This is a genomic window from Flavobacterium keumense, from assembly GCF_029866485.1.
In the GTDB taxonomy this organism is placed as follows: Bacteria; Bacteroidota; Bacteroidia; order Flavobacteriales; family Flavobacteriaceae; genus Flavobacterium; species Flavobacterium keumense.
This window is the reverse complement of sequence record NZ_CP092332.1, coordinates 1122480-1139753: the sequence shown is the minus strand read 5'-3', so window position 1 is coordinate 1139753 and position 17274 is coordinate 1122480. Positions and strand designations below refer to the sequence as shown.

The 17274-nt window shown below is 34.4% G+C and carries 13 protein-coding genes and 1 riboswitch; of the genes, 3 read left to right on the top strand and 10 right to left on the bottom strand.

The window, feature by feature from the left end:
• Nucleotides 1-17: 17 nt before the first annotated feature.
• Nucleotides 18-719: a phosphoadenylyl-sulfate reductase gene (locus MG292_RS04880; protein ID WP_264533827.1), complete on the bottom strand. Its 702-nt coding sequence runs from the start codon at nt 717-719 to the stop codon at nt 18-20.
• Between the two features lie 198 nt (nt 720-917).
• Between MG292_RS04880 and MG292_RS04875 the strand changes: the two genes are divergently transcribed.
• Nucleotides 918-1700 (top strand): sulfite exporter TauE/SafE family protein, encoded by a 783-nt coding sequence (locus MG292_RS04875; protein ID WP_264533828.1) that lies wholly within the window; start codon nt 918-920, stop codon nt 1698-1700.
• Nucleotides 1701-1770: 70 nt separating this feature from the next.
• Here MG292_RS04875 and MG292_RS04870 read toward each other — a convergent pair whose 3' ends face one another.
• The 6 genes from MG292_RS04870 to MG292_RS04845 form a co-directional block, all read right to left on the bottom strand.
• On the bottom strand, nt 1771-2181 hold the full coding sequence (locus MG292_RS04870; RefSeq protein ID WP_264533829.1) for an RrF2 family transcriptional regulator: 411 nt from the start codon (nt 2179-2181) through the stop codon (nt 1771-1773).
• Nucleotides 2182-2275: 94 nt separating this feature from the next.
• Nucleotides 2276-3448: a trans-sulfuration enzyme family protein gene (locus MG292_RS04865; RefSeq protein WP_264533830.1), complete on the bottom strand. Its 1173-nt coding sequence runs from the start codon at nt 3446-3448 to the stop codon at nt 2276-2278.
• Nucleotides 3449-3467: 19 nt separating this feature from the next.
• Nucleotides 3468-3899, bottom strand: a complete 432-nt coding sequence (locus tag MG292_RS04860) for an OsmC family protein (protein WP_264533831.1) — start codon at nt 3897-3899, stop codon at nt 3468-3470.
• 31 nt (nt 3900-3930) lie between these two features.
• The gene (locus MG292_RS04855) at nt 3931-4158 is read right to left on the bottom strand and encodes a DUF2007 domain-containing protein (protein ID WP_264533832.1); all 228 of its coding nucleotides are present in this window, start codon (nt 4156-4158) and stop codon (nt 3931-3933) included.
• 13 nt (nt 4159-4171) lie between these two features.
• Nucleotides 4172-6583, bottom strand: coding sequence for a bifunctional aspartate kinase/homoserine dehydrogenase I (gene thrA / locus MG292_RS04850; protein WP_264533833.1), 2412 nt, complete (start codon nt 6581-6583; stop codon nt 4172-4174).
• A gap of 22 nt (nt 6584-6605) precedes the next feature.
• A complete protein-coding gene (locus MG292_RS04845; RefSeq protein ID WP_319799840.1) occupies nt 6606-7568 on the bottom strand; it encodes an alpha/beta fold hydrolase in 963 nt (320 codons plus the stop codon).
• Between the two features lie 75 nt (nt 7569-7643).
• A riboswitch (SAM riboswitch) is annotated at nt 7644-7750 on the bottom strand.
• Between the two features lie 1034 nt (nt 7751-8784).
• Here MG292_RS04845 and metK point away from each other — a divergent pair.
• On the top strand, nt 8785-10035 hold the full coding sequence (gene metK, locus MG292_RS04840; RefSeq protein ID WP_264533835.1) for a methionine adenosyltransferase: 1251 nt from the start codon (nt 8785-8787) through the stop codon (nt 10033-10035).
• 66 nt (nt 10036-10101) lie between these two features.
• On the opposite strand, the gene MG292_RS04835 is transcribed toward metK, so the two are convergent.
• Both MG292_RS04835 and MG292_RS04830 read right to left on the bottom strand, forming a co-directional pair.
• The gene (locus tag MG292_RS04835; RefSeq protein WP_264533836.1) at nt 10102-12804 is read right to left on the bottom strand and encodes a carboxypeptidase-like regulatory domain-containing protein; all 2703 of its coding nucleotides are present in this window, start codon (nt 12802-12804) and stop codon (nt 10102-10104) included.
• Nucleotides 12805-12830: 26 nt separating this feature from the next.
• Nucleotides 12831-13724 carry a GLPGLI family protein gene (locus tag MG292_RS04830; protein WP_264533837.1) on the bottom strand — a complete coding sequence of 298 codons (894 nt, stop codon included), beginning with the start codon at nt 13722-13724 and terminating at the stop codon, nt 12831-12833.
• Between the two features lie 257 nt (nt 13725-13981).
• Here MG292_RS04830 and MG292_RS04825 point away from each other — a divergent pair, with 257 nt between their 5' ends.
• Nucleotides 13982-14596, top strand: coding sequence for a deoxynucleoside kinase (locus tag MG292_RS04825; protein WP_264533838.1), 615 nt, complete (start codon nt 13982-13984; stop codon nt 14594-14596).
• 79 nt (nt 14597-14675) lie between these two features.
• Here the strand turns inward: MG292_RS04825 and MG292_RS04820 are convergent, their stop codons facing one another.
• On the bottom strand, nt 14676-17231 hold the full coding sequence (locus tag MG292_RS04820; RefSeq protein ID WP_264533839.1) for a sodium-translocating pyrophosphatase: 2556 nt from the start codon (nt 17229-17231) through the stop codon (nt 14676-14678).
• Between the last annotated feature and the right edge of the window lie 43 nt (nt 17232-17274).

The following is a 17274-nucleotide window of genomic DNA, read 5'->3' as shown; positions in this document are numbered from 1 at the left end:
TTATTATATTCTAATCACTATTTTTGGTGTAACCCACATTCTTTATGACTTGATTCCCAAGACCATCTTCCGGCTCTGATGTCTTCACCCGGCAAAATAGCACGAGTACAAGGCGCACAACCAATGCTTACAAAACCTTGTTTATGCAAACTGTTTTGAGGTACGTTATTCTTTTCTAAATACTCTTCCACTTCTTTTAATGTCCATTTCAGCAATGGATTGAATTTGATAATATCAAAATGGGCATCATATTCAAAAAAGTTCAAGTCACTTCTATTCTCTGATTGCTCCGCTCTCAAACCTGTAATCCAAATCGCATTGCCTTGTAAAGCTTTCGTCAAAGGCGCTACTTTTCGAATAAAACAACATTCTTTTCTATTTTCTACCGATTCATAAAAACTATTCGGCCCTTTTTGATTCAACAAAGCTTCTACCGCAGTTGTATCAGGAAAATAGGTTTTGATTTCGGTTTTGTATTTTTTTAATGTTTTATGAAACACATCGTATGTTTCTTGAAACAAACGCCCTGTATCTAAAGTAAAAACCGCTATTGGCAACTGATTTTTACCAATCAAATCGGTAATCACCTGATCTTCTTGCCCAAAAGAAGTAGAAAAAACCACTTGATTTGGATATTCATTGGCCAAAAAAGCAAGCGTCTCCTCGATAGAGAAGTCTTTTGTTTTATCTAATAATAATTGTACTGTAGCTATGCTCATTTTATTTTTTAATTATTAAATCTATTACCCTATCGGTTTAGTAGATTATTTTGCAAAAGTAGTACTTATTTTTAATCTACAAAACACTAATATCTGTTTTTTTCTTAAATATAGTGTTTCAAAATATTTCTTTTAAATCCTACTAAATCGATAGGATTATTAAATATATTTATTATTTTTGCCAAAAAATTACATTTAATGAATTTTGAAATTGGATTTGTAGTCGCTGGTTTAGTAGTCGGTTTTATTGTAGGTCTTACTGGAGTAGGTGGTGGTTCTTTAATGACCCCTATTTTATTATGGTTTGGAATTCCTCCAACTACAGCCGTAGGAACTGACTTATTATATGCTGCCTTTACTAAAACAGGAGGGATATTTGTACATCATAAAAAGAAAAATATCGATTGGGCTATCACAGGTTGGCTTTCGTTAGGGAGTATTCCAGCAGCACTAATTACACTGTGGATTTTACATTCTATTGAAAGTGATATTTCTGGAATTAATTCCATAATTAAACACAGTTTAGGTTGGGCTTTACTATTTACATCAATAGCAATTATTTTCAAAAAAAGACTCTTGGCTTTTTCTCAAAAACATGCGGGTGACAAATTTCATAGCGAGAGTAGAACTCAAAATTTATTAACCGTTGCAATTGGGGTAGTATTGGGAGCAACTGTTACACTTACTTCAATCGGAGCAGGAGCTTTAGGAACTGTAACTTTGTTTTTCCTTTATCCCTTATTGCCTACTCCCCGACTTGTGGGAACCGAAATTGCACACGCCGTACCTCTAACCCTTGTTGCTGGTTTGGGTCATGCTACCATGGGGAATTTGAACTTAGAACTTTTAGGACAATTATTAATGGGTTCTCTACCCGGAATCTATGTGGGTAGCACTTTAAGTGGTAAAGTTCCTGATTTATTTTTGCGAAATGCTATTGCCATTATGCTCTTCTTTGTAGGTTATAAATTAGTGTTCTAATATAGAACCGTAAAATGACAAAGCCATTTCAGATTGAAATGGCTTTGTCATTTTTCTACTCGATTAAAAACTAAAATGCAATATCCGCAAGTGTATTATTCTCCAGAATCATCAAAGTATTATCTCTAACTTCCATCATTAATTTCCTAACTGCACAACTTGCTTCATCAGTACAATCATCACATTTTTCATAGAAATTATGACTAGCACAAGGCAATAAAGCAATAGGTCCTTCTAAAATGCGGTACACTTTTGCCATATTAATTTCTTTCGGGTCTTTAATTAAATAATACCCACCACCTTTTCCTTTTTTGGCACCCAAAAAACCCGAATGACGCAACAATAACAAAATACTTTCTAAAAACTTAATCGAAATGTTCTCGCTCTTAGCGATTTCAGCAATTTGCACAGGCGTTTGATTCTCTTGGCGTGCCAAGAAAGTCAATGCTTTAATTCCGTATTTTGTTTTTTTAGAGAGCATGATTTATATATACGATTTACGATATTGGATTTACGTGTGTGATGTGCTAAATTATAACACTAAATTGTAAATCCAATATCGTACTTCTTAAATTTTAAGACAAGGCTTGTTCTAAATCAGCAATTACATCAGCAACCGTTTCTAAACCAATAGAAATACGTACCAAACCATCGGTAATGCTTACTGCTAAACGTTCTTCAACAGTTAGTTTACTATGTGTAGTAGATGCTGGATGCGTTACAATCGTTCTGGTATCTCCTAAATTAGGTGACAACGAACATAATTTGATTTTATCCAAAAAAGCTCTTCCGGCTTCGATTCCGCCTTTGATTTCAAACGCTACAATATTACCGCCTAATTTCATTTGCTTTTGCGCAATGGCATATTGCGGATGCGATTTCAAGAACGGGTATTTTACTTTATTTACTTGTGGATGGTTTTCTAAAAACTCGGCTACTTTCAAGGCATTTTCGCAATGTCTCTCTAAACGAACGGCTAATGTTTCCAAACTTTTTGACAATACCCAAGCATTGAACGGAGACAAAGTAGGTCCTGTTAATCGAGAAAAAAGATAAATATCTTTAATCAAATCAGCTCTACCTACGGTAATCCCTCCTAAAACACGCCCTTGACCGTCCATCAATTTAGTAGCAGAATGCACCACCAAATCCGCTCCCCATTTGATAGGTTGTTGCAAATATGGCGTTGCAAAACAGTTGTCAATGATTAAAATTAAATTGTGTTTTTTGGCAATTTTTCCTAATAATTCCAAATCGATAATATCTACCGCAGGATTCGTTGGCGACTCAGCAAACAAAATTTTAGTATTGGGTTGAATACAACTCTCAATCGTTTCTGGTTGCGATAAATCAAAGTAAGTGGTTTCAATATTCCACTTTGGAAAATAATTGACAAACAAGGAATGGGTTGCCCCAAAAACACTACTCGCCGAAACGATATGATCTCCTGATTTCAATAAGGCTGCAAAAGTAGAATACACAGCTGCCATACCCGATGCAAAAGCAAAACCAGTTTCGGCGCCTTCCATTTGGCACACTTTATTGATAAATTCAATCGTATTTGGATTGCTATAACGGCTGTAAATATTGCGCTCTTTTTCGTCTGCAAAAGAAGCACGCATATCTTCGGCATCTTCAAAAACAAAACTAGAGGTTAAGTACAAAGGCACAGAATGCTCTAAGTATTGTGTTCTTTCTAATTGACCGCGTATTGCTTGGGTTTCAAAACCAAAATCGTGTTCGTTCATTGTTGTTGTTTTTATTTTTTTAATTCGCTAATTCCACACCATTCAACACTACTTTATAAAGAATGGTTGCGGTAGGTTCCAAAGTTTTGGAAACCGAACAATATTTTTCAAATGATAATTTGGCCGCTCTAGCCGCTTTATCTTCATTGATTGGGCCTTCTAAAAAGAAAACAATGTGAATTGTTTTAAAAGGATTTGCCTCACCTACAGGTACGCGCTCTCCTTCTACCTCAGCTTTAAAAGAAGTAATTTCTTGACGTTGTTTTTTCAAAATCGAAATCATATCAATTCCGCTACAACCGGCTACTCCCATCAAAACCAATTCCATTGGACTTGGTCCCATATCATTTCCTCCAAAAGCAGGACGAGCATCTACATCTACAATATGACCTCTTTCATTTTGCATTTGAAAATGAAAGTTTTCGTTTACTCTTTCTAATGTTATTTTCATTTGTTATAATTTTCGTTTTAAACTTTAAAAATTATTCAGTTGAATTTTGTTTGCGATAGTCATCTACTATTTGTTTTGCAACTTCAAAATCATCTTCGCTCACTTGCAAAATTACAGGATTAAATCCAGCAGCAGTTACTACCCAAGGTTCTATAGTGGCCATATATTCATTTTGAACAAAAACAGAAATATCATTATCTGCTAATATGTTCTTCACATTCATTGCCTCAAAATAAGAACCATTAAATATAGGTTTCATACAATCTTCCTTGTTATCCTTTGTCTGACAATCTCAAAATATCTCCAAAAACACCTCTTGCCGTTACTGCCGATCCAGCTCCGGCTCCTTGAATTACAATCGGTCTATCACCATACGACTCAGTATAAATTTCGAAGAATGAATCCGATCCTTTCAATCCACCCAAAGCAGTGTCTGAAGGAACAGAAACTAGTTTTACTTCTAAATTTCCTTTGTCACTTTGCAAATCACCTGACAATTCGCCAATGTAACGCAATACGTGATTCGGCTCTTGTTCTTCTTTTATTTTGGCATAAACAGCATCAAATTCTTTCAATTTTGTCAAAAATTCAGAAGCACTTCCTTCTCGTAAATGTTCCGGAATTAAATTCTGAATAGCAATTTCTTCAAATTCGTTTTGTAAATCCAATTCACGCGCCAAAATTAATAATTTTCTACCCACATCGTTCCCGCATAAATCTTCTCTTGGATCTGGCTCGGTATAACCGTTGTCAATAGCCTCTTTCAAAATCTCACTAAACGGAACGTCTTTGGCTGAGAAATTATTGAATAAATAACTCAATGTTCCTGAAAACACCCCTTTAATTTTAGTAATATTTTCTCCTGAAAGATGCAATAATTTAATCGTATCAATCAAAGGCAAACCAGCACCCACATTGGTTTCATACAAATAGGTTTTTTGATTGTCTGCCAATACTTTACGCAGTTTTTTATAAAAACTATAACTCAAGGTATTCGCCACTTTATTTGACGAAATTAAGTCAAAACTACTTTCTATCAACGGAATGTAATTTTCAACAAAATCAGCACTAGCCGTATTATCAATAGCGATTAAGTTTTCCAAATGATTTTCATTGGCATAATCAATGACATCTTGGATAGAATATAAAGTTCCTTTATTTTGAATTTCGTTTTTCCAATTCGGAGTCACTCCATTTTTATTCAGCAATACGTTTTTAGAATTGGCGATAGCAAAAATATTCAACTTTACATCTTTGCGTTTCTCAATAGCGGTAGCCGATTCTAAAATTTGGTTAATCAAAGTACCACCAACCAATCCGTGACCAAAAATGGCAATGTTGATTTTTTTAGAAACTCCAAAAATCTCCCCATGAATTACGTTCAAGGCACGATTCAATTCGGATTTCTTTACTACCAAACTCACGTTTTTACCTGTAACAGTGTTGTTGAACAAAATCGGAACAATTTTATTTCTAATCAAAGCGGTGTACGGCTTGTGGAAAGTACTCAAATCTTGTCCGATAATCGATATTACCGAAACATTATCGGTCACCGAAATTTTATTTACATCTTTGGAATAAAAATCATTTTCAAATTCTTTCTCCAACTGAATCATTGCTGTACTGGCTTTATCGGCAGCTACTACCAAGCCAATTCCTCGCTCAGAAGAACCTTGCGAAATGATACTTACGCTAATATCATTATCGCCCATTACTTTGAAAATTCGGGCATCGACACCTGTTTTACCAAGTAATCCGCGTCCTTCTAAATTGACCAAAGCCACATTTTCCAGCACCGAAAGTGTTTTGATTCCTTCTTTACTCGCTGTAGAACGAATTAAAGTTCCTTTATTTTCGTGATTGAAAGTATTCAAAATACGAAGTGGAATGTTTTTTTCTAATAAGGGAATAATCGTTTTAGCGTGTAAAATGGTTGCCCCAAAATTAGCCAACTCATTTGCCTCGTTGAACGTCAAATAATCGATTTTCTTCGCATCAGGAACTAAATCAGGATTCGCCGTGTAAATTCCGTCAACGTGTGTATAGTTTTGTAACTCTTCTGCATTCAAATAATTAGCAATTAACGAAGCCGTATAATTACTTCCGTTTCTTCCTAAAGTGGTGGTTACATTTTTAGCATTCGAAGCAATGAAACCAGTTACAATATTTACGGCATCATCATTTTCTTTGAAATACTGCACCACATTTTTCTTAGAAGCTTGCTCGATAGGTTGTGCGTCACCAAATTTCGAATCCGTTTTAATCAATTCTCTACTATCTGCAAAACGAGCATTTACGCCGTTTTTAACTAAAATAGCCGTCAGTAATTTTGCAGAAAGCACTTCGCCAATCGACAAAATTTGGTCTTTAATTTTACTGCTGTAATCTCCAATTAAGCTTACGCCTTCAAATAATTTTTCGAGAACATTAAATTCTTCGGTCAAATCAACATCAGCAAACCCATTTTGTTGTTCTAGTTTGAATTGTTCTAACAAGGGTTTATAACTTTCATTTTTAGCTGCAATAGACAATAGGTCTTCCAACTCGTCTGTAGCATTCCCACGTGCGGAAACCACCACGGCAATTTTCTCACCTTGGTTCACTTTATCTAAAATAATTGCGACTACTTTATCTAATCCTTCGCCGTTAGATAATGATTTTCCTCCAAATTTTAAGATCTTCATAGTATTCTTTCTGTAAGCACCATTAAAAAATGGTTGCCAATAAATTATGTAATTGATTGTATTCTATCAAAAAAGCGTCGTGACCGTGAATGGAAACAATTTCTTGATACGACACGTTTTGTTTGTATTTTTTTAATTCTTCATAGGTCGCACGATTCTCATTGGCTGTAAAAAACAAATCAGAATCAATGCCTATAATATGAATATCTGCTTCTATTTTTGATGCGATTACCACAAAAGAATCCCTTCCTCTAGTAATGTCAATCGTCTTTAACAATTGGTTCATCATTTTATAAGCCGAAAGCTGAAAACGCTTTTGCAACTTCGTCCCGTGATGGGCTAACCAACTTTCTATATTGAAAACGTCCAATTCTTCATTAGTAGTGCGTTGAAATTTCGCCGAAAAAGAGGCTGGCGTTCTATAGCACAACATGGCGTGAATACGGGCATCTTCAATAGGTTTTGACGAATTGGCTAAAATTTGCTCTTGTAAAAAACAATTCGCAATCAACCAATCAGTCGATTTCCAATCAGTCGCAATGGGGATTAAATGCTGAGTAATTTTAGGCTCTAAAGCGGCCATTTCCCAAGCAATTCCGCCACCAACAGAGCCACCAATAATAGCAAACAACCGTGTTATTTGTAAGGCTTTAATTCCTTGATTAAATAGCTGAGCAATATCTCTAGCGTTGAAATCTTGATAATTTTTGATACCAAAACCATCGTATCCATTGCCTGGTACATTAAATGCCAAAACAGTATATTTGAGCGTATCTATTGTTTTGCTTTCGCCAATTAAATCATTCCACCAACCTTGATCACCAATGACTTGAGAATTTCCCGTCAAGGCATGATTGACTAAAACAGTGGGAGCTGTATTCAAACTGGGACCAAAAACTTGGTAACTCAAATTGATTACAGGATAATGCGCACCACTTTCGGTGGTGAAATTGTGTATTTGTATTTGGCTAATTTTATTTCCCAATGTCAAATCGGTTGGAATTATTGATTTGTGTTGGAAATATTAGAAAGAAATCTAGGAGGGAACTCATAAAATCTCGTGTTATCTTTCCACATTACTGTGGTAGAATGCAGCACCTTCTTCGATTTACCGAAGGGTTGCTAAGGCTTCACTGGGTCTAATCCCTCTACCTTTCTCTATAACATTTCAATACGTTTATCTGAACTTTGAGCTGCAAATTAACGTCTTATTTCTTAAAGAAACAAATTTCATTCCTGCATAATTGGAGAAAACACTATTACGCACTTTTGATTTACTCTTTTGAACGAACAATTATTTTATTTTTCATTCAAAAGAGCCAATCAAAGCAAATTTGTTTTTATTAAATAAAGAGTGACTCATTTTCTTGAGAATACATTAGAAATAATAGGGAGTTGACCGTTTTAGTTTTTGTCAACATATCCGTTTCTGTCAAAACAAATCTTGGATGAATTAATTCGTTAGTTGACAATTTATTGTTTGCATTTTTCGTTCGAAGAAATCTTCTGAAGCGGCTTATTGGTGGGTAAATGGCTTCTTTTTTCATGACAGTATATAGTTAAATAATTGTTTATTTTTTAAAGGCTAACAAAAAACCCCTTTTGAAACAGATTCCAAAAGGGGTTTTAAATTATTAAAACAAAACTTTTGGCATCAACAGACTCGAATAGACATCACGACAGTAGAACACACTAGTGCTAGCATCTTAAATTGTTTTGGTTGTTGTTTTAAATTTTTCATTTTGTTTATTTGATTTTTGAGTATAAAAAAAGCCTCCCGTTTTTTGCGGGAGGCTTACTATAATTACTTAAAATAATTTATGCAATAGGCAACCCGCAGGACATTTCCTGAAGTGATTTTACCATTTTGCACACCTTATTGTTCATGTTTTCTTTATTTGAATACCAAAATTGCGAATAATTAATTACAAATCCAAATTTGAGAAAGAAATAATTCAAAAAAAAGAACCCAAAAGCCCCATTTTTTGAAGAAAACGAAATCAAAACTCCTTTTTGAAATAAAAAAAAGGAAAATTTAATTTGGAATTCAAAATGGTTTTATAACTTTGCACTCTAATTTCAGAGGAAAAATTTGAACTGATTGCAACCTCGTTAAAAAATGCTAAAGCAGGAACTTCCCTTTAGCATTTCGGAGCAATTTCCTTTTTTTTCTCGCTTAATTTAAAACTAATTAAATTATTATGGCTTATTTATTTACGTCAGAATCTGTGAGCGAAGGACATCCAGACAAAGTAGCTGATCAAATTTCAGATGCGTTAATTGATAATTTTTTGGCTTTTGATGCCGATTCAAAAGTAGCCTGTGAAACATTGGTGACTACAGGTCAGGTGATATTGGCTGGAGAAGTAAAGTCAAATACCTATTTAGATGTACAGCAAATCGCTCGTGATGTAATCAAGAAAATTGGTTACACTAAAAGTGAGTACATGTTTGAAGCTAATTCTTGTGGTATCCTTTCGGCTATTCACGAACAATCAGCTGATATTAATCAAGGAGTAGATAGAGCGAGTAAAGAAGAGCAAGGAGCAGGTGACCAAGGAATGATGTTTGGTTATGCTACCAATGAGACGGAGAACTACATGCCTTTAGCTTTGGATTTATCTCACGCAATTTTGATCGAGTTGGCTAATTTAAGAAGAGAAAACAACGAAATCAAATACTTGCGTCCTGATGCTAAATCGCAAGTAACTCTTGAATATTCAGATGATAACAAACCGGTTCGTATTGATGCGATTGTAATCTCTACGCAACACGATGATTTTGATGAAGAAGCGGCTATGTTAGCTAAAATCAAATCAGACTTGGTTAGTATTTTGATTCCGCGTGTCAAAGCGAAATACCCACAATATGCGCATTTTTTCAATGACAATATCACTTATCACATCAACCCGACAGGAAAATTCGTTATTGGAGGACCTCACGGAGATACTGGTTTGACAGGAAGAAAAATCATTGTTGATACGTATGGTGGTAAAGGTGCTCACGGTGGTGGTGCATTCTCTGGAAAAGACCCGTCAAAAGTAGACCGCTCAGCGGCTTATGCTACACGTCATATTGCTAAAAACTTAGTAGCTGCTGGATTGTGTGACGAAGTTTTGGTACAAGTATCGTATGCTATTGGTGTAGCAAAACCAACATCTATCAACGTAAATACGTATGGAACTTCAAAAGTAAATTTGACTGACGGAGAAATCAGTAAAGTAGTAGAAGGTATTTTTGACATGCGTCCGTACTTTATCGAGCAACGTTTGAAATTAAGAAATCCAATCTATAGTGAAACAGCTGCTTACGGACACATGGGACGTACACCTGAAACGGTTACTAAAACCTTCTCTGCTCCTGGTGGATTAACCAAAACGGTTACTGTAGATTTATTTACTTGGGAAAAATTAGACTTTGTAGACGCTGTAAAAACAGCTTTTAAATTGTAATTCAACCCTTTCAATTCATAAAAAAACCACGCAAATTGCGTGGTTTTTTTATGTGTTTTATTGAAGTTATAAATTGTACTTCAAGCTAAATAGTATATATCTAGGCTGCACCGTATATTGTGAAGTTCGCGTAGAAAACTGCGAGAAACTATCATCATTCAACGAAGTAGTATTCAATAAATTAGTAGCCGATATTTTATACTCTAATTTACTTTCTTTAGTTCTTTGATAAATTAAACTTGCTGAAAGAAAATCATATTCATTATTGACTGTCTTATCTCCGTTGTAATAATGGTAAAACTCATATTCTGAAACGAAAGAGAAACTTTTCAAAAAGTAATAATCCAATTTTACAAATGGTTTGTCAGTGTAAAATTTAGAATTATTATAATCATTTACTGTCAACGAATACCCTATCTCAAGGTTAGGTAAATTCTTATAATTAGTTGCCGCTGTAATAGTATGAGTTTGTGTAAAACTCTCTCTAACAGTTAAGGTTGCATTTTGAATATTATTAAATTTTGACCAGCCTAATCTCGTATTAAAAGAAGCTTTATAATTCTTTAAAAATGAACGCCCATACATGGCAAAAGCACTAGCTGATTCGTCAGCAAAATCAGAATTATAAGGAGACGAAGACTGATTTACTCCATTAAAAACTGATTGTGTTTTAATAGCATCCACGGTTTTGGAATAACTCAAATTAGCCGAAATATTCTCTAAATTGAACATATTGTATTTAAAATAACGCAACGAATGATTTTGCTGTGTAGCATTCTCCAAAGTACGGCTACCTTTTGACAGGCTGTTGTAATTATTAAATACAAAACCCTCTGCCAATCTATTAATATCTGTAAAGCTATTCGTAAAACCAAAATTATACGTCAGTGTTTCGGCTTTCTTAATTTGATAAATCGTTAAGAAATCAGGTAATATTCTAAAGAAATTTTGATTAAAACTATTCCCTAATTGTGTGTTAGTCATATCGTATGCATGAAAACTAACCCCAGGTGTGATTGTAAATTTGCCCGATAAAAATTTATAATGTAATCCTAAAAAAGCATCATTAAATTTATAATTCACACTATTATTATTTTGAGAATCAGTTAATTTATTAATTCCTCCTCCATCTAAAATTTGGTAAATACTAGAGTTGAAATTTTGATTAGAATTAGTATTTCCTATAGTAATATTAATGTTGCTTTTTGGAGTAATCATATAATAATAATCCAATTTTGCATCTAACTTATTAGTCTTTACAAAACGATTTTGTGATAAATCATTTCTATTTTGTCCCGTTAAATATCCTATCAAACTAAACGGCTGGGATTGCAAATTTGCATTATAAAATGGATTTTCATCTTGATACAAATGTTGCATTTCGACAGCAAAAACATTCTTATCGCTTTGTGTAAAATAAGCGCTTAGATTTTGATTCAAAGAGGTTGGATCTTGCTTTTTACCTGTAAAAATTGTTTCATTAGTCGATATATAATTCACTATTGATTGTCGTAACAAACTACTATTTTCGTCTTGTTTAGACAATTTTGACAAGATATCATAATCCAATTGAAATTTTGAATTTGGCTTATAAATAGAACCTAGTTTGAACAACCCAAGATTACTTTTCTGGCTGGTAACTTCGTCTCTATTCTCAGTCGAAGCAATCTGATTAGAACTTGGATTTAAAATATTAACAGTTGATTTGGTTTCCAAATCCGAATTTGAATTCAAAATAATCCCAAAACCGCTTAAAGTCCAAGCTTTAGTAACATTATAAGTAAAATTAGCGGCTCCAAATTGAGTCTCAATTTCTTTAGCTCTATTATTTCGCATCAACGAAATTCCTAAATCATTAGAACTAATATTGAAACTACTGCCTCCTTTAGACATCATATTTTTAAACCCACCCGTAAACTTAAAATAATCTTGAACGGTTAATGGCAACTCCCCAATATTATTAAAATTGGTGATTAAATTAATACTATAATTAGGAGAATAATAAAATAATTTAGGATTGACTAAATACCTATTTGTATCATTGATGCCCCCTGCTGCCGAAATATCACCAAACCAAAAATTTTTCTTTCCTGATTTTAGTTTGATATTCATTGCCACATTATCCTGATTGTTTTCGACTCCTTTCAAGATTGAATTTTCATTATAATTTCTAAGAAATTGTACTTTATCTATAGCATCTGCCGGAATATTTTTAACTCCTAATTTGGTATCTCCTTTAAAAAAATCTTTCCCATCTACCATCAATTTAGAAACCTTTTTTCCTTCTACTTCAACTTCGCCATCCGAATTAATTTCAACTCCTGGTAATTTTTTTATTACATCTTCTAATTTTCTTTCGGTCCCTGATTTGAATGAATCAGCATTATATACAATTGTATCTCCTTTAATAGAAACAGGCATTTCGCGAACAATTTCAACACCAGCTAATTCTATTCCGCCAGATTCCATTGTAATATTTTGAACAATGTTTTCAGACTTGGTAGCAACAGTGATTTCCTTATTCTGCATTCCAATATAACTCAACTTTATAGTATAAGAAGTATTGGCTTTCAAATTCAACACAAACTTTCCTTTATCACTAGTAATAGCATATGCATCCATAGCTTTGGTGGTTTGATTGACCGCCATTACATTAGCCATCTCTAAAGGAGCTTTGCCTGAATCCATAATAACACCTTCAAAACGAATGTTTTGGGCATACCCATTTGCAAACAATCCTAAGGCAAAAAACAATAGTAATTTCTTCATTATATGGCATTTAAATAAAGAACCCATTAGCGATTAATTCTGATTTCCATTCCTCCTCCACGTCCTTGATTCATTTCTCGAAATTCTTCCATCTTCTTAATTACGGTTTCGTCATATTCTTTTTGACTAACTACTTTTCCTTTTGTTGACGGCTTAATTTCGGCTTTGTCCTTAGGATTTAATACTACTTTGGAACATAAAATAGTTGTTTTACCGTCATTAATCTCTAAAATCAAACCAGGCAATCCCCAATATCCTTCTGGACCTTGATTCACTGGGATTTCTGGAGTGTACCAAGCTGCAATGGTAATTTCTTTTGGCATTTCGACTGCATCCATGAAATTCGTTTTCTTTCCCTCACTAGGTTGGTCTGCTTCTTTTTTAACTTCCCCTTCTTTTCTAGGTCGGAAATTTCTAAAATCGGTTTTACTCGCTGCTTTTACAGCCGTTGCTTTGTAACAGGTATAGCCTCCAATTACTCGGGTTTCAGCCTCCATTTTCCAATTCAATGTAGCCAAAGAATCTTTTACTAAAAATTCCTTACCCATAAATTCTTTATCTACAACATAGGTTTTATCTTTGACATTTTTGTAGAAAGTTCCACCACCACCTGTAAATGAACCCATCATGCGTATTCCCATACCTCCTTGAGATTGAGGCGACTCTAATTTTTCTTCTTCTTTGTAAATAGAAGCCGATTTATCAAAATTCAAAACAAACGTCTTTTCAAACATTTTTTTCATTCGCTCTTCCATCATCTTTTGCATATCGGGTGTGATATTTTTGTTTCCTTCAAAACGAGCTTTAAAATCGGACATGCTGGTTTTTGACTCATACACAGCCATTCCTTGAAAATCTTTTTGTGCATTAGAAGCTGTATAAGCTAATGTAAAGAATAGTATTAAAAATGTTTTTTTCATTGAGTTGACTTTATGGTTAATAGGCAAATATGTCGAAAGAAAATTTGATTTGTTACCAAAAAAATGTTAAATCCTAAACGGTTAGATAGTACAATCATCAAATGGTTTAAAGTCTATTCAAAAAAAATCACAATTAAATCTATTGCATTCCATTTAATCATTGTGAATAAATCATGTGAAAAAAATATTCCAAAAGACTAAATTTTATCTATTTTTACAAATTCAGAAATTTATCAATACTAAAATATTCTACGATAATGCATATAGCAGTAGCAGGAAACATAGGATCAGGAAAAACTACCTTAACCAATTTATTGGCAAAACATTTCAAATGGGAGCCCCATTTTGAAGATGTGGTTGACAATCCATATTTGGATGATTTCTATCACCAAATGGAGCGTTGGTCATTTAACTTGCAAATTTATTTCTTAAATAGTCGTTTTCGTCAAGTAATGCAAATTCGCGAAAGCGGAAAAAAAATTATTCAAGACAGAACCATTTATGAGGATGCTCATATCTTTGCGCCCAACTTGCACGCTATGGGCTTAATGACTAATCGCGATTATCAAAACTATTCTTCTCTTTTTGAGTTGATGGAATCTTTGGTAAAAGCACCTGATTTATTGATTTACTTGCGTAGTTCTATTCCTAATTTAGTGGGTCAAATTCACAAACGTGGGCGTGACTATGAAAATTCTATTTCTATAGATTATCTGAGCCGTTTGAACGAGCGTTATGAAGCTTGGATTCACACGTATGACCGTGGTAAATTATTAATTATTGATGTAGACAATATTAATTTTGTTGATAATCAAGAAGATTTAGGTGATATTATTCGCCGAATAGATGCCGAGCTAAACGGATTGTTTTAATCTTTATTGCTTCTTGGTTTAGATTTATAAAAAAATGCCTCAAAAAATTGAGGCATTTTTATTGGTATTAAAACGAAAACTATTTAATAGCTTCTACTTTAGCTTTTACCTCAGCTTCAGTACCTTTAAAAACCTGAACGGTTTGTTTTCCGTTTTCAGAAATAGTTACCGTTGCTTTAGCTTTACCATTTTCGTTGCTCATTTGAACATTGACTTGTTTTTTAGCTTCGCCTTTTTTAGCACAACAATCTTTTTCTTCATTGTCTTTTTTAGCAATGAATTTTCCGTTGGCATCATAATGAGACAAACACATTTCTTTTTGCTCTGGAGTACATTTCAAACTGTCGCACATAGCAGCACATTCGTCTTTAGTCATAGTGGCACATTTGCTCATATCACAATTGCCCATCATTTCTCCTTTAGCACAAGAAGACTTCATTTCAATAGTACAGGTCATTTCTTTTTTGTCTTCCATTGAATGTCCTCCTAAAATTGGAGCAATAACCAAGCCTACTAAACAAGTTAATTTAATTAAGATATTCATTGAAGGTCCTGAAGTATCTTTAAAAGGATCACCAACAGTGTCACCGGTCACCGCTGCTTTGTGTGCATCCGAACCTTTAAAAGTCATCTCTCCATTAATCATCACACCTGCTTCAAATGATTTTTTAGCATTGTCCCAAGCACCACCTGCATTATTTTGAAAAATAGCCCAAAGCACACCAGAAACGCATACTCCTGCCATATACCCTCCTAATGCTTCAGCTCCCATAAGGATTCCAACTACTATTGGAGTGATAATAGTAATTGCACCCGGCAACATCATTTCTCGTAAAGCAGCTTTAGTTGAAATATCTACACATTTTCCGTATTCAGGTTTTCCTGTACCTTCCATAATACCTGGAATCTCTCTAAACTGACGACGTACCTCGTTTACCATATCCATCGCTGCTTTTCCAACAGATTGCATTGCTAAAGCAGAGAAAACTACGGGTATCATTCCTCCAATAAACAATGCTGCAAGAACATCTGCTTTAAAAATATTAATTCCTTCAATTCCTGTAAAGGTTACATAGGCAGCAAATAAAGCTAGGGCAGTTAACGCCGCGGATGCGATTGCAAACCCTTTACCTACAGCAGCAGTTGTATTACCAACTGAGTCCAATACATCTGTTCTTTGGCGCACTTCTTTAGGTAATTCACTCATCTCTGCAACACCACCAGCATTATCAGCAATAGGTCCAAAAGCATCAATTGCTAATTGCATGGCAGTAGTTGCCATCATTGCTGAAGCAGCGATTGCCACACCATAAAAACCTGCTAAAGCATAAGCTCCCCAAATAGCCGCTGCAAATAAAATAACAGAGCCGAATGTAGATTTCATTCCTGTTGCTAATCCTGCAATAATATTTGTTGCTGCTCCAGTTGACGAATTTTGAACAATATTCAAAACTGGTTTTTTCCCTAAGGCTGTAAAATATTCTGTAATAGCCGAGATCAACCAACCTACAGCTAACCCTACCAACGTCGCATAAAACACATGTCGGGAAGGAATTTCTTTGATTCCTTCTCCAAAGAAATTCATTTTTATAGTTTCTGGTAGCATTTGTTTGATTAAAAACCAACAAGCAATTACTGTTAACCCTAAAGAAACATAATTTCCTAAATTTAAAGCTCCTTGAACCTCTGCTTCTTTAGCTTCATTATTTTTGATTTTTACAAAAAATGTTCCTACAATTGAAGCCAGAATTCCCACACCTGCAATAACCAGTGGTAAAAGTATAGGCCCCATGTTTCCAAAAGCATCCGAGAATTGTACTCCATTTGCTTCGCTCATGTCTTTGATAATATAATTACCCAAAACCATCGATGCTAAAACAGTAGCTACATAAGACCCAAATAAATCAGCTCCCATTCCTGCAACATCACCCACATTATCTCCTACGTTATCTGCAATAGTTGCTGGATTACGAGGATCATCTTCTGGAATACCGGCTTCTACTTTTCCCACTAAATCAGCACCTACATCTGCTGCTTTTGTGTAAATACCTCCTCCAACACGGGCAAATAAAGCAATAGATTCTGCTCCTAATGAAAAACCAGCCAATGTTTCTAAAACCATTGACATATTATCATAGAAAGATTTTTCAACATCTCCCATGAATTGATTTAAAAATAATATAAAAAATATGCTCAACCCTAAAACGGCTAAACCTGCTACGCCTAATCCCATCACTGTTCCTCCTCCAAAGGAAACTTTCAGTGCTTGTGGCAAACTAGTCTTTGCAGCTTGAGTAGTTCTAACGTTTGATTGTGTAGCAATTCGCATCCCTATATTTCCAGCTAAAGCAGAAAAAATAGCTCCAAAAATGAAGGCAACTACTATCATCCAATGGGAAGCTCCTGAAAACTTCGAAACAAAAAACAATGCTACAGAAGCAATTACCACAAAAATGGCTAAAATTCTGTACTCAGCTTTTAAGAATGCCATTGCTCCTTCTTGAATACTTTTTGAAATACTTTGCATTTTTTCGTCTCCTGCGTCTTGTTTATTCACCCAAGCCGCTTTTAAAAACATAAAAATTAATCCGAACAATGCCAATGTTATTGGCAAGTAAAGCATAAATTCATTCATAAAAATAATTTTGGTTTTAATTAATAATTCATTGATAACGAAC